Below are 13,686 nucleotides of genomic sequence, written 5' to 3'. Positions count from 1 at the left end.
CCGCCAGGAAGGAAGCTGAAGCCGCTGCTGCCGAATTCGGGGTCATTTCTCAACGCTCCATTTTGCCATAGATCGTAACCGCCGGCAAGCTTGCTGCCTTCGTTAGTGCCTCGATAGCCTGTGCTGTTTGCCTGCTGTTGGCTCATTCCGAGATACATTTCCAACTCCATAATTTCTGCATCTGTGGGCACATGCCAGCCTTCCGGTGCTAAACCTCTTGCATCATCCACGGCATACCAGTTGTATAAAGCGCCGTAAGTATCACCATTAGCTGGGTCGTTATCATAATAGCAATAAGCATTGGTTGAAAGCCCAGCCCAAGTACTATTAGTTGTAACATTAGGAATTGGATCTCCATTTCGATAATGAGTTACTTTCAGGTTTTCAGCCATCCATTCTTGATCGCCAAGAACTAATGTTTGATAAACATTGCCATCGATATCTGTTACTGTAGCATTTCCACTATCTAGACTTATAGTTTCTTTACATCCAAAATTTAGTGAAAATAGAATAAAAATAATGGAATATAAAAAAGATGATTTTCTACTCATGTTTCTCCCCCCATATTATCTTTTTAAAAACAATAAACTTTAATCCAATCAGAATCCTGATAAAGTCTATTATACTAACACATAAATAAATAATATATTTAATTTTAAAAATCAAAGTAAATTGTTAAAAAGCTCTTAATGAAAATTAAATGAACTTATTTTTCTTCAATTCTAAAACCGATTCCGAATCTGTGATTTTGAACAAATTTGTCAAAATAAAAAATTAATTCCAGACTGGAGTTCTTAAGCAGGCTGGACTTCAGGATGAAAAAAGATGCCAGACTTAACTTGTGAATGAAAAACGAGTTGGGAATAGTAAACTTTCAGCTTATCACATGACCTTACAGCATGTGACAAGATCATTCACCCAGCGCTAACGCACAGGGCTGTAAATATTGCGCACCGCTGGTGCTAAGTACTTTATAATTTTTTTTGCAAATTACAACTCTGAAGTAGCTGAATAAACTAACTTTCCGAAAGCAAATTTAAGATTTATCGAGAGAAGCTTTCGGAAAGGCTGAAATGCTTAAACGATCAAGCTGATCGTTCTACTTTTCCTTAAACTCGAAATGCACATTCTTGCTGGTTTTGAAGGAATAATATTTTAGGAAATGCATCAATTTATCGATAGGATAATTTGGTTCTATATAAAAATAATCAAATCCATCCAATTCTTTTTCTTTCTGTTTATCTTTCAGAAGTTCGCTGTCGATCAGCAGCACATGATTCTCTGAAGTTAGAGTATCGATAATACTTTCCTGGTAAACATAAGCCTGCACATCAAGCGGGTGTCGAGAATCAGCAGAATCCCGAACCGTAGAGAAATAGTCAAAATTTTCTTCGTTGGAAAACACTATGATCGGAATTTTTGGATGAAAAGCTTCTACAATTCTACTTGGAACATCTTCCATTTTTTTGTGTTCAAAATAATGATTCAGTTTAGTTGCGCCGTCGTAGATAAAATAGATCGCCACCAGAATTGAAGCAATTTGAGCGATCAGTTTCATAATTTCTACTTTGGAAAGCTGCCCGATGAAAGCCAGCGGAAAAAGATAAAGTGAAGTTCCTACGAAAAAGCCGAAGAACAGTAGCATACCGTCTATCGCACCACCCAGATCGATAGCATTGGAAAGTGCGATAAGGAAAGAAGGACAGAAATTGATTCCTGTAAGAATTCCCAATATAAAAGCGCTTTTGGTGAGTTGCGTCATTTTGGGAATGTTACAATGTCTGGTTTTTTGATGCGTGCGAACTGCTGACAAAATCAGATAAAAGGAAAGTAATATATAAGCAATCGCAGTAAAAAGTTCACGATCTATAGCACTGATCTGTGAGCCGGTGAAACCGGCGATGGCACCAAAAGCCAGATAAGAGAAAAAGCGTCCGGCCGAGATTTCCAGCACGGTGATAATGCTCTTCCCCATTTTGCGATCTTCTGAAATGAGATAGGGCAGATAAATTGGTGTGCAGGTAGCCAGACAGGTCGTACCAAGCGTGAGTCCGAGCGTAAATCCCTTTGCTAAAATCTGGAACATTTTAGTTCCTTAAAAGATAAGGGTTGTGCCAAATGAAATAATATTCTGACCGAATCTTGCTTCAAAATCAGTATAATCAGTTTTCAACCAGATTGATTTTAGAGGTGAGAAAAAATATTCCAGTTTACCAGTATATTTGCTGAAAAGTTCAGGAGATATCTTGCCGCCTGCCGTTATATATAATCCTTCTGCTAAATATTGATTGAATTCACCCAAAAACATGGTTCCATCATTTTCTGGATTGTAACGCAAACCAGCTAATACATAAGAATCTTTCATTTTTGTTGTTAGGTAGCTATGCTTCAGATGAAACCGAACCAAATTTGATACACGCAGCAGTTTGGAATGATCTTCATCATATACAGATCGATTCTTGTAGGACAGAAAACCTACAAGAGGAATTATAAAACGTTTTGTATAGCGATATTCCGTAACTAAATTATGTGTAAATATATCATTGATAGCTTTTGAATTTAGATTGTAGTATGTAAATCGAAAAAACATGGAATTTGAAAAATCAAGACGATTTTCATACTCCAAACCACCACCGATATCGGTTTGATTCAATTCATCATTATCATTGAAATCATTTTTAAGATATGCACGAGTAAAAATATTTAATTCATCTGTAATTTTATAGCTGATCTTGCCTAAACTGTAGAGGTCAAAATCGCTGGCAGATTTACTTTCTACTTCATCTTCATCATCATCGCGAGATTTATCGTCATCATCATCTTCTTCGGGAACAGCATATTTATATTCCAGATCTCGAAAGCTGTTATAAATATTAAGGTTAAATCTTCCTAAATCCTGTTTAAAATGGATTATTGCAGTATTCACCATCTGCTGCTGTGTATCATATTCCACGCCGGGAAGATTTAAAAAATTAGTCTCGTTTGGTTCATAATAACGATTATTCAGTTGAAATTTTATATATGTATCATTCTTTTGATAGATCAATTTAGATTTGATCTCATTATATAAAAAAGAATTTCTCTGTTCATGACTTTTTTCAGAGAAAAAGGAATTTCCGGAAACGTCGTAATAAAGGTTTGTATTGATATTTCCTGAAACTTCATAACGCAGCGTTCCACCAAATTTTCCTTTTGTATTGATGTGATCTGCATCAGCTGAAGCTCCAGTAACAATATCGATGCTGTTTTTTGCATCGGTCGTGAAATAATTGAAAGAAAGCTGCGACCAGTTTGTGAGAGCTGGAATCTGACTGATCCCAAAAACTAATATGAGGAACAATGTGGTTATTCTTTTCATTCTTCCTCCTAATAGATCGCATCTTTGGGGCAGATCGTGATGCATTTGCCGCATTGATTACATTTGGTTTGATCGATAATCGCTTTCCCGTTCGGTCCAAACTCAATTGCATCTACCGGGCAGACCTGAACACATCTGCCGCATTCGTTGCAGGAAGTGTCATCAACATTATATTGAGGATTGCTTACTTTATCGCAACCCACATAGATCAGGATGCCAAAAAGCAGCAGCCAGGGAATTAGCTTTTTTAGTTTTTTCATTAATTATTCCTAACCCTCAGACTCCAAATAAAATTTGAAGCCAGTTCTCTTTACAGGATGCGAAATTGGAAGATAATTGCTTTCAATTCCGTCCTTCTCCCTTGTTAAGGGGAGATGTCCAGTTTGTCTGGACAGAGGGGTTTTCAATCTTTTTTTCATTTATTTTTTCCTAACCCTCAGACTCCAAATAAAATTTGAAGCCAGTTCTCTTTACAGGAAGCGAAAATGGAAGATAATTGCTTTCAATTCCGTCCTTCTCCCTTGTTAAGGGGAGATGTCCAGCTTGTCTGGACAGAGGGGTTTTCAATCTTTTTTTCATTTATTTTTCCTAACCCTCAGACTCCAAATAAAATTTGAAGCCAGCTCCCTTTAGAGGGAGCGAAATCGGAAGATAATTGCTTTCAATTCCGTCCTTCTCCCTTGTTAAGGGGAGATATCCAGCTTGTCTGGACAGAGGGGTTTTCAATCTTTTTTCATTTATTTTTCCTGATCGCATTATAGGTACAGGATTGAACGCAGATTTCACACAAGATACATTTTTCAGCATCGATCACAGCTTTGCCATCGATTATCTGCACTGCATCTACCGGACATACATCCACACAATCTCCACAACCTACACAGGCATTTGTTTCCACAAATATCTCACTTTTGGCAATGGCAAACAAAGCTGATAAAATGATGATGCTTATCAGCAAAATAAATAGTTTCTTTTTCATTTTATATCCTTTTTTTAGGAAAACACTTAATAGGCAACGACGGCTGGAAAGATCAAATTCCAGGGACAGCTGCAATCTCCACAGGCTGTGCATTCATCGGGGTTAATATATTTGTATCCCGCCCCCTGATGAATTGCATTGGATGAACAATCTCCGATGCATTGAGCACAATTGTGACAGGCGTTTGTGTTTATCTGATAAACCAGTTTAGCAGCTGGTGAATTGGAAACGCTGTTTTCATTTCCCATTTCATCATAGGCTTTAATAGCAAAATAATATATTGTTGCTGGTAATAATCCTGAAACGTTGCAGAACTGATTTGTGCCGGCAGACTGCGGATCTGGTGGATCGTTGAAAACTGTAGCAAAATCCCAGGTTCCCTCATCGATCGGAATTGTTGCATATCGAATTTCATAATGATCGCAGGTTCCCTGATCTCCGTCATCTCCGGGTGCTGTCCACTGAATTCGAATCGTGCTCAAGTTGGAAGCATAACCTTCGTAAATCGTTAAATCTGTAATATCAGCAGGAGGAGTTGTGTCGTTCACCATCGTTGCCGAGGGTGAATTTGAAACTTCAGAAACATTCTGGTTATCATCAAATGCTTTCACAGCAAAGAAGTACGTTTGATTGTATTCCAGACCGGAAACGGTATAATCCTGCAAAGAACCTGCAGTTAACGGCCAGGGAGGTCCAGGCAGAATTTCCGCATCTTCCCAGTTTGATTCGTCGATTTCCGTATCGTGCATTCTGATTTCATAATGATGTGCCGTTCCAATCATTCCATCATCACCGGGAGCTGTCCATGTAAGTTCAATTGTTGTTTCGGTTCCTTCAGAATCAAGGTCTGTGATCGTATCTGGTGGTTCAGTATCAGGAAGTTCTGTAGTAGTTGCATTCACCACATTAGATAAATCTGCAATATTTTGTGCATCATCAACTGCTTTTACTGCTGCAAAATATTCTGTGAGCGGATCTAAACCTTCAATCGTCAAACTTTCTGTAGTTCCAGCTGCAGACGGAGTTATGTTTTGTGGATATTCCGGCAGATTATCCCAATTATTTTCATCAATTATTTCAGTATAGATTTTCACAATATAAGATTCTGCTGTTCCGTCAGTTCCATCATCACCTACAGCCGTCCATTGCAGTAAAAACGAATTCATATTTATGGAACCATTCTCTACTTCCAGATCATCGACTGCGGCTGGCGGTTCCAGATCGGGAAACTGCAAAGTTGTAGCTTCTGCTACATTGGAAAGTGGAGAACTATTCTGAAAATCATCAACTGCTTTTACCGCAGTAAAATAATTCATATTATCTATCAAACCCGAAATCACAAATGTTTCTGTTTCTCCCGGATTTGCCGGTTGAATCTGGTTGGGATATTCAGCAATATCATCCCAATTGCTGTTTGAAATTTGTTCTGTAGAAACTTTTACAATGTAAGATCCGGCAACTCCTTCCATACCATCGTCACCAACTGCTGTCCAACTCAAAGTCATTTCATTGAATGTTACATCATTTATCGTCAGATCGGAAATCGGAGCTGGAGAAATGGTTTCCATTATTTCCACTTCTGTTGTAGCTTCTGGAGAACGATTTCCAGCTTCATCAATTGCTGTAATGTGAACAGTTATATTTTCTCCGGCAGGAAGGCTGTCGATTGGATCCCAATATTCCCAATAACCGGAAATGAATGGATTGGGAATATCAAAATTGATCGAGATTTTGTCTCCGTTAGAAGCGGTAAGGTAAAAATCGTAAGCATAAGTATCGCCTTCTTCACCATCATCTCCAGTAGCAATAAATTGAATATTAAGATTTCTCTGCTGAGTGGAATAACCTTGCAATTCCTGCACTGCAGCCGGTGGAACAAGATCGGGCTGATAATTAAAAGCGTTTTCCGGGCATTGGAAAATATTTGTACATTCCATACATTGCACACACAAATCAGTATCAATATAAACTCTTTGCGTAAAATGAGTGGAATCTATCTTGATTGCTCCTTCCGGACAATCGAAAAGATCTATACATTCATAACAGGCTGTACAATCGGAATATTCTACGCGCACAACGTCATCCAAAGATGTAGTTTTATCCAGGCTGTCTGTACAGCTAATTACTATAAACAACAAAATTATTAATGCAAAAGGAATCAATTTCCCAACAATTTTCATCAACAATCTCCTAATATTTGCTGACAACAAACGATGAAAGTGGTTTTTCGTCAATCAGAAATTTCACACTATCAACTTATATGTACTGTTTTCTGTATTTTCTTTCCAATTTATCTGTTTATAACATTCTACACAGTTTAGCAATTCAAATCAATGAGTGCTGAAAAATCCTTGACAAATAGACCTTAATTCCGAGAAAAAAACCTGCGTGAAAAAAATAAATTATTAAAAAAGGAGAAATTGTATGATTCAGCTAAAGAATCTTGTAAAAGATTATGGAACTCTGCGCGCAGTCGATCATATCAATTTTGAGATCAATGAAGGTGAAATTCTGGGTTTTCTAGGACCGAACGGTGCTGGAAAAACCACAACAATCAAAATGATCACAGGTTTTTTGAGTCCAACCAAAGGCAACATTGAAGTTGGTGACCTGAACGTTTTGGACAATCCCATTGAAATCAAAAAAATGATTGGTTATCTGCCCGAACACAATCCGCTCTACACCGAAATGACGGTTTATGATTACCTGAAATTTGTAGCCGATATTCGCGGATTGCAAAACTTTAAACAGAGATTAAAAGAAGTAATCGAAAAATGCGGATTACATGGCATCGTAGCCAAGCCGATCAGCACACTTTCCAAAGGTTATAAGCAACGGGTCGGATTGGCTCAGGCAATTTTGCACGATCCTGAAATCCTGATTCTGGATGAACCGACATCTGGTCTCGATCCAAATCAGATCATGGAAATTCGGGAATTGATCAAAGAATTGGGAAAGGAAAAAACTCTGATTTTATGTAGCCATATTTTGCAGGAAGTTCAGGCTGTTTGTGATCGGATCATTATCCTGAATAAGGGGAAAGTAGTTGCCGACGGCTCTGCCGAAGCTCTGCAAGCCAGCTTTGAAAATCGCACCAGAATCATTCTGGAACTTACTGCCAGCAGGGATGAAATCCAGAAAATGGCAGACGACCTGACAAACATGAAAGTAGAAACGGTAAAAGAAAAAGGCGATTTTGTGGAAGCTGTGCTGGAATTTGATGCCACAATCGACAGACGTGCCGATATTTTCAATTATGTGAAGAAGAAAAAATGGACACTTCTGGAAATGCACCGCATCAACGTGAGCCTGGAAGATGTATTCCGCAACCTGACAATCGACAATGCAGCTCCCAGAAACCTGATGCATAACAAACCCGAGACTGAAACAAAAACTGAAGAAGGAGGAACAGAATGAACTATACAGCAATCTTAGCCAATAAAGAACTGAAAGGATATTTCAATTCACCGGCAGCTTACATCGTTCTGGTGATCTTTCTACTTCTGGGTGGTTGGTTTTTTGCCAGTCCATTATTTATAAACAACACAGCCGAACTGAGAAGTTTATTCGGAATTATTCCGATCGTTTACCTTTTCTTCGTTCCGGCTATCACGATGAGTTTGATATCCAAAGAATCAAGTTCGGGAACATTGGAAATTCTTTCCACCTTCCCCATCAAAGAATCACAGATCATCATGGGAAAATTCTGGGCTTCGATGGGACTGATAGGAGTTGGATTGGCTTTCACGCTGATTCATCTTATCACGATCATGATCCTGGGATCAAATATAGATTACGGTCCCATTTTCTGCGGTTATATCGGTTTAATCCTGATGGGCGGATTTTACAGTGCTATCGGCATTTTCTCTTCCACGATTACCAGCAATCAGATCGTAGCTTTCATCATTAGTTTCTTCATCGCATTCTTCTTGTTCATCATTCAATTCTCACTGTTCTTTATTCCACCATTCCTGACTGAATTCTTCCAATATTTAAGTATTGGATATCATTTCGACAATATTTCCCGTGGCGTAATTGATACACGAAACCTGATCTATTTCCTCAGTGGAACTGCCTTGTTCCTGAAGTTATCGATCTCAATTCTGGAAAGCAAAAAGTGGAATTAGGAGGAAGATCATGAAAAAGAATATTTGGACAAACACAATAATTTTTGTAGCGATCATCATCTTTTTGAACCTGGTTTCCATTTCCATGTTCACTCGCATCGATTTTACCAAAGGCAAGATCTACGCTCTGGCAAAATCCAGTAAGGAATCTGTAAGAAACCTGGAAGACCGCCTGGTTGTAAAAGCCTATTTTTCCCAAAACCTTCCCGGTGAATATGCCGATACCCGCAGACTTGTGCAAGATAAACTGGCAGACTATCAGGCTTATTCCAAAGGAAAGCTTCGCTATGAATTCATCGATCCTGCCAGTGAAGATGAACTAAAGCAGGAAGCGCAGCAAAATGGAATTTTCCCTGCTTCCATGCGAGTTATCGAAAACGATAAATTTGAAGTACGCGAAGTTTATATGGGACTTGTTTTCCATCATCAGGGCAAGAAAGAATCTATTCCACTTATCCAGGATACGCGCGGATTGGAATATGATATTACTAAAACTATCAAGAAGATCACTTCTGCCGGCTTGAAGAAAATCGCACTCTTTCCGGTTCAACCCGAGCAACCTCAGCAAATGCAGGGCTATCCGCAGCAACAGCAACAACAAATGCAGGGTGATTACACTTCGATAAGACAAATGATTTCCGATAATTACGAATTGAGTCAGACCGATCTGGATGAACCACTTCTGGATGTGGAAGCACTGATTTTTACAGGTGTGGAAGATTCACTTGCCAATGAGCAGCTTTACAACCTGGATCAATACATTATGAACGGTGGAAAGATCGTGATGTTCCAGGATAGAATTACTGCCGATCTGCAAACTCAGACTGCAGAACCTCTTCGATCTAACCTGTTCAACCTTCTGGAACATTATGGCATCAAGATCAAAACGAACCTGGTGGCAGACACTGAATGCGGTCAGATCAATATTCAGCAGCAGCGTGGCTTTTTCCGCATGAATACTCCGGTAAGTTATCCCTTCCTGCCGCTTGTGAATAACGTGAACAAAGAAAACATGATGGTGAAGAATGTGGAACAGATGCAGATGGTTTTTGTATCTGAGATCGACACAGTTAGCACTCTCAATTATGAACCTCTTCTTTATTCATCAGCAAAAAGCGGTCTTGTAAGTTTCCCACAGCTCGATATTGGTGTGCAGAAGTTCATGAATAAAGACATCACAGGAATGTACAATGAAGGTCCATTCAATATTGGTGGAATCTTTACAGGAAACTTCATAAGCTATTTTGCCGGTAGCGAAGATTATCCAGATGCAATTCCTGCAACAACTGATGCGGAAATAATCGTAATTCCCGATTCAGAATTCATCAAAGACAGCGGCGGCGCCGGCATGAAAGGAAATTCTGAATTTGCACTAAATGCGGTTGATTATCTGGCTTCAGAAAGTACTCTGATAGAAATCCGAAGCAGAGAAGTGGAATACAAACCTCTCAAAGAGATCAGCAGTGGTGCAAAGAAATTCATTCGCTGGATCAATATTCTACTTCCGTCAATTCTACTCATTTTAGTTGGAATTCTGCGTTATCAAAAAGAACTGCAAAGAAGAAAATATTTAGGAGAGCTTTATGAATAAGAACAATAAAATATACCTGATAATTTTAGCTGTTTTGGTTGTTCTTTTCCTGATAACCAAAATGAATAACAAGACAGAAAAAATTATCGATTTCTTTGATGTGGACTCTGTGAAAATTGCCAAGTTTTCCGTTACCGATGCCAACGGTACAATTACTTTACAAAACGTAAACGGAAGTTGGGAAATCACTGATCCGATCCAATATAAAGCAGATCAAGCAAAAGTAGAAAATGTCTTCGATAAAGTATTGAATGCTAAAACTTCCAGCCTGCCGCTATCCGATTCGCAGCAGTCACTTCCAAATTACGAGTTACAGGATTCTGTTGCGGTTTTTCTAACTTTTTTTGATGTAAACGACAAAGTGCTTGATGCAACATATTTTGGTAAAATGAAAGGGCAATCTAAAACTCCTGCCAGAAAAGAGAACAGCAACGAAGTTTTCCTGCTGGATCAATCGGTTCATTATCTTCTGAAAGCTGATACACAAAACTGGCGAGAAAAAACCGTGACCACCATCGAAGAAGAATCTATCGAAAAGATCTCTGTTTTGTATGATGATTCTGGTTATGAACTTTCCAAACAAGATACAGCCTGGTTCTATGCCGATGGCGATAACACGGCGACCTTGAAAGAAGATAATTCCACTGTCAGATCGATTGTTACAGCTCTGAAAAGAGTTACTTCTACTCAGTTCAAAGACAATGAATTTGAAAAGTATGAAGCTGCTCTTGCCAAACCGGATCTGGAAATAGGTGTTGTGCAGCTGGATGGTAATTCTGTTTATCTGCGCCTGGCAAAAGATGATGAATCCAAATATGTGATGCAGCTGAATAATGACACCGAAACCCTGTTCATTCAACACGAAGGCTGGGCAAAACGGTTTATGAAAACATTCCAGGATTTTGAGGAAAAATAAATTTCTTTACCGGCTCGATTTTTTCGGGCCGGTGTTCTTTTTTTTCTGAAAAAAAAGAAAAATTTTTTAAAAAATCGACTATTCCCTTTGCACGTTTTTTCCACGAATAACCCAGTGAAATTAAATTGATTTCACGGGTTAAAATGCATGGGTTTGAAAAAAAAATACAGTTTTCCTTTGTTGATTACTGAAATGATTATTTTTTGGATGATACAAGAATTTTTCAAATTGTTTGACAACATTCTACTGAAGTAAAATTTCAATTTATGAATAGATTTGAGCGGAGAAAATATTATGTTTGAAACTTTTGAAGAAAAATATAGTGATCTGGAAAAGAAATACGATAAGAAGGATTATGATGGTGTTGTAAGGGAAGGTGGAAAAATCATCGAGAGTTTAGTTGCCCATATTTTCAGGAAATTTCCTTCCACTCTTACATCCTTAAAACAGAAGCAGCTTTTCCTGGCATTTGAAAAGAAATTCCAAACAGAAAAGGGAAATCGCTTTTTAGATTTTATAGCCAGACCAACCACAGGTGTTTCAATCGGATATTACATTCAGTTATGCAAATATTTCTCCGAGGAAAAACATATTTGGCTCAAAGCCAATATCAAATCTGCTTTGGATACTGCCAATAGAATCAGAAATGATTTCGCTCATTCTCGACCAGGATATGATAAACCAGATGACGATAATGCATCCGATCTTCTGGATGTATTCGAGATCATAATCGAAGAACTTGAACTGCAGAATGAAACACCTGATTCACTGGGAATTCCTTTGTCATCTTATCTTATTCATTCTTCGATCATTCACAATTTCGATCATGTGGCTAAAAAAGAAGAAGATTGGAAAAAGATCATTTCAGACGCCAGGAAGATCATCCCGCAATTATTGGAATATTTGTTTTATTCCAGGTATTATGAAATTCCTGTTGAAGATAAGGACAAGATTTTTTCTGAGGAAGAGTTATGGTCCAAAAACAAGGATGAAAATCAAAGCTACGCCTACGAAAAAATATTTGCTGAAATCGAATTTGGTAATCTCTTTGAAACTAAAGAAAAAGTTGATCTCGTAATTCAAAAGTATTTGAATATAAACAAAGAAAAATATGATCGAAGAGGAGTGAAACCCTACACAAAACTTCTGGATATTTTAGTGGAAGAACTTACCAATCCAAAATATAAGAATTATTTAAAATACGCTGTAACAGTTAAGAATAAATATCTTCATAATAATGAAATCGACGATACAGAGCGCATCGAACTTAAATCTTCTGCCAAATCATTAAACATCAATTCCAAAACGGCTTATCGCATAGAACAGGAAGTCATCCGCGTGATCGATAATGAACTGACCCTTTATAAAACTCTGCAATCTGTCAGCAATGAAGAAAATGATTCGAAATCTGTTTCTCAGAATGAAAAGATTCTGATCGAGATGATTAAAAAAGGAACACCGGAAAATATCGTTATTGATATGGCAGAAAGCTTGAATTTTGAAGGTGATATTTACTACCTTTTAAGTAAATTCGGGCATAAAAAAGAATCTCCTAAAAAGAAATTGAAAGAAAAATCCACGAACAAAGATAAAATAGAAACAAATGAAAATGCCAAAGAAAAAGTAAAATCTTCTACAGAAACAAATGAAAATTTCGAAGAACTTCTGAAAAATGGTTTCGGTGGAATTTTCGGAGCAAAAGATACACAATCAGAAAAAGGAACTGATCTTCAAATCAAAGTTCCTCTTACTCTCGAAGAAATTGCCACAGGAGTAACAAAAAAAATCCAATACAAAAAATTGGAAAAATGTTCTGTTTGTGATGGAAAGGGAACTAAGAATTTTGAAAAATCAAAAACCTGTTCAGAGTGTAATGGAACAGGAAAAACAACAAAAAAAACAAATTCTTTATTTGGTGACATAAAGACAGAAGTTGAATGTGAAAATTGTGCTGGTTTTGGCTTTGAAAACGTAGAAAAATGTTCCCCCTGCCGAGGTGAAGGAAGAATGGAAAAAGAATCTATCGCTTCAGTTAATTTTCCATCCGGAGTAAGTGATGGACAAATGCTTAAAGTAGCTGGCAGTGGAAATGCCGGAAGACGTGGAAAAGATGCAGGCGATCTGCTTTGCGAAGTTGAAGAGATCAAACATCAGCATTTTATACGTGAGGGCGAAAATCTTTTCTACGATCTGAAACTTTCCGAAAGCGAAGCAGAAAAAGGTGCAGACGTTACTGTGCCCATCTTGAATGGTAAGATTAAAATGAAAATACCAGCAGGTGTAAAAACAGGTAAAATGCTGCGAGTTACTGGAAGAGGTTTGCCAAAATTGAATTCCAGAGAAAGGGGTGATCTGTTCGTGAAGATAACTTTAGTGTAATTCAATTATTACATACTTATAATTTTTTCAGGCTGCTGAAATCCGGCAGCCTGTTTTTGTTTCTGCCATCGACTTTTCCACACATCTCCCAAAAAATTTGGAAGATGTAAACCTGATTTATTGTAATAGATGAAATTATAGCTTCTCTTTGTTGATTATTGAAAAGGAATATTTTTCGGGGGATGCGTGTTAACTTTTCCACTCATCCCCCGAAAAATTTTTTAAAGTGCTAAACTATCATATTGAAACACAAAAGATTAGAGACAAAAAAGTGTAAAAAATTGATTGAACAAAAATGCTCCTTTTATAAATTGGTATAGCCTAAAACACCATAAA

General features: G+C 37.8%; 13 protein-coding genes. 5 read left to right on the top strand and 8 right to left on the bottom strand.

What is annotated here, in order from left to right; all coding sequences use genetic code 11:
* The 7 genes from K9N40_11290 to K9N40_11260 form a co-directional block, all read right to left on the bottom strand.
* The coding region (locus tag K9N40_11290) for a fibrobacter succinogenes major paralogous domain-containing protein (protein ID MCF7815049.1) at positions 1–551 on the bottom strand (551 nt) is incomplete at its 3' end.
* Between the two features lie 548 nt (positions 552–1,099).
* Complete coding sequence (locus K9N40_11285) at positions 1,100–2,086, bottom strand: sulfite exporter TauE/SafE family protein (GenBank protein ID MCF7815048.1); 987 nt, start codon at positions 2,084–2,086, stop codon at positions 1,100–1,102.
* A gap of 9 nt (positions 2,087–2,095) precedes the next feature.
* Positions 2,096–3,358: a hypothetical protein gene (locus K9N40_11280; protein MCF7815047.1), complete on the bottom strand. Its 1,263-nt coding sequence runs from the start codon at positions 3,356–3,358 to the stop codon at positions 2,096–2,098.
* A gap of 8 nt (positions 3,359–3,366) precedes the next feature.
* Positions 3,367–3,618, bottom strand: a complete 252-nt coding sequence (locus tag K9N40_11275) for a 4Fe-4S binding protein (protein MCF7815046.1) — start codon at positions 3,616–3,618, stop codon at positions 3,367–3,369.
* A 169-nt stretch (positions 3,619–3,787) separates the two neighbouring features.
* A complete protein-coding gene (locus tag K9N40_11270) occupies positions 3,788–3,937 on the bottom strand; it encodes a hypothetical protein (protein ID MCF7815045.1) in 150 nt (49 codons plus the stop codon).
* A 154-nt stretch (positions 3,938–4,091) separates the two neighbouring features.
* The gene (locus K9N40_11265) at positions 4,092–4,430 is read right to left on the bottom strand and encodes a 4Fe-4S binding protein (GenBank protein MCF7815044.1); all 339 of its coding nucleotides are present in this window, start codon (positions 4,428–4,430) and stop codon (positions 4,092–4,094) included.
* On the bottom strand, positions 4,364–6,517 hold the full coding sequence (locus K9N40_11260; GenBank protein ID MCF7815043.1) for a fibronectin type III domain-containing protein: 2,154 nt from the start codon (positions 6,515–6,517) through the stop codon (positions 4,364–4,366). Before K9N40_11260 ends, K9N40_11265 begins: the two co-directional genes overlap by 67 nt.
* Positions 6,518–6,761: 244 nt before the next feature.
* On the opposite strand from K9N40_11260, the gene K9N40_11255 reads away from it, so the two are divergent.
* From K9N40_11255 to K9N40_11235, 5 genes are all read left to right on the top strand, one after another.
* Positions 6,762–7,754: an ATP-binding cassette domain-containing protein gene (locus tag K9N40_11255; GenBank protein ID MCF7815042.1), complete on the top strand. Its 993-nt coding sequence runs from the start codon at positions 6,762–6,764 to the stop codon at positions 7,752–7,754.
* Positions 7,751–8,464: an ABC transporter permease subunit gene (locus K9N40_11250; GenBank protein MCF7815041.1), complete on the top strand. Its 714-nt coding sequence runs from the start codon at positions 7,751–7,753 to the stop codon at positions 8,462–8,464. Before K9N40_11255 ends, K9N40_11250 begins: the two co-directional genes overlap by 4 nt.
* Positions 8,465–8,474: 10 nt before the next feature.
* Positions 8,475–10,055, top strand: coding sequence for a Gldg family protein (locus K9N40_11245; GenBank protein MCF7815040.1), 1,581 nt, complete (start codon positions 8,475–8,477; stop codon positions 10,053–10,055).
* Positions 10,048–10,971, top strand: a complete 924-nt coding sequence (locus tag K9N40_11240) for a DUF4340 domain-containing protein (protein MCF7815039.1) — start codon at positions 10,048–10,050, stop codon at positions 10,969–10,971. The genes K9N40_11245 and K9N40_11240 overlap by 8 nt, the downstream gene beginning before the upstream one ends.
* Positions 10,972–11,265: 294 nt before the next feature.
* On the top strand, positions 11,266–13,350 hold the full coding sequence (locus tag K9N40_11235; GenBank protein MCF7815038.1) for a J domain-containing protein: 2,085 nt from the start codon (positions 11,266–11,268) through the stop codon (positions 13,348–13,350).
* 16 nt (positions 13,351–13,366) lie between these two features.
* On the opposite strand, the gene K9N40_11230 is transcribed toward K9N40_11235, so the two are convergent.
* Entirely contained in the window at positions 13,367–13,552 is a 186-nt protein-coding gene (locus K9N40_11230; protein ID MCF7815037.1) for a hypothetical protein, read from the bottom strand.
* Between the last annotated feature and the right edge of the window lie 134 nt (positions 13,553–13,686).

The organism is Candidatus Cloacimonadota bacterium, assembly GCA_021734245.1.
In the GTDB taxonomy this organism is placed as follows: Bacteria; Cloacimonadota; Cloacimonadia; order Cloacimonadales; family TCS61; genus B137-G9.
This window is presented reverse-complemented; position numbering and strand designations above follow the sequence as displayed.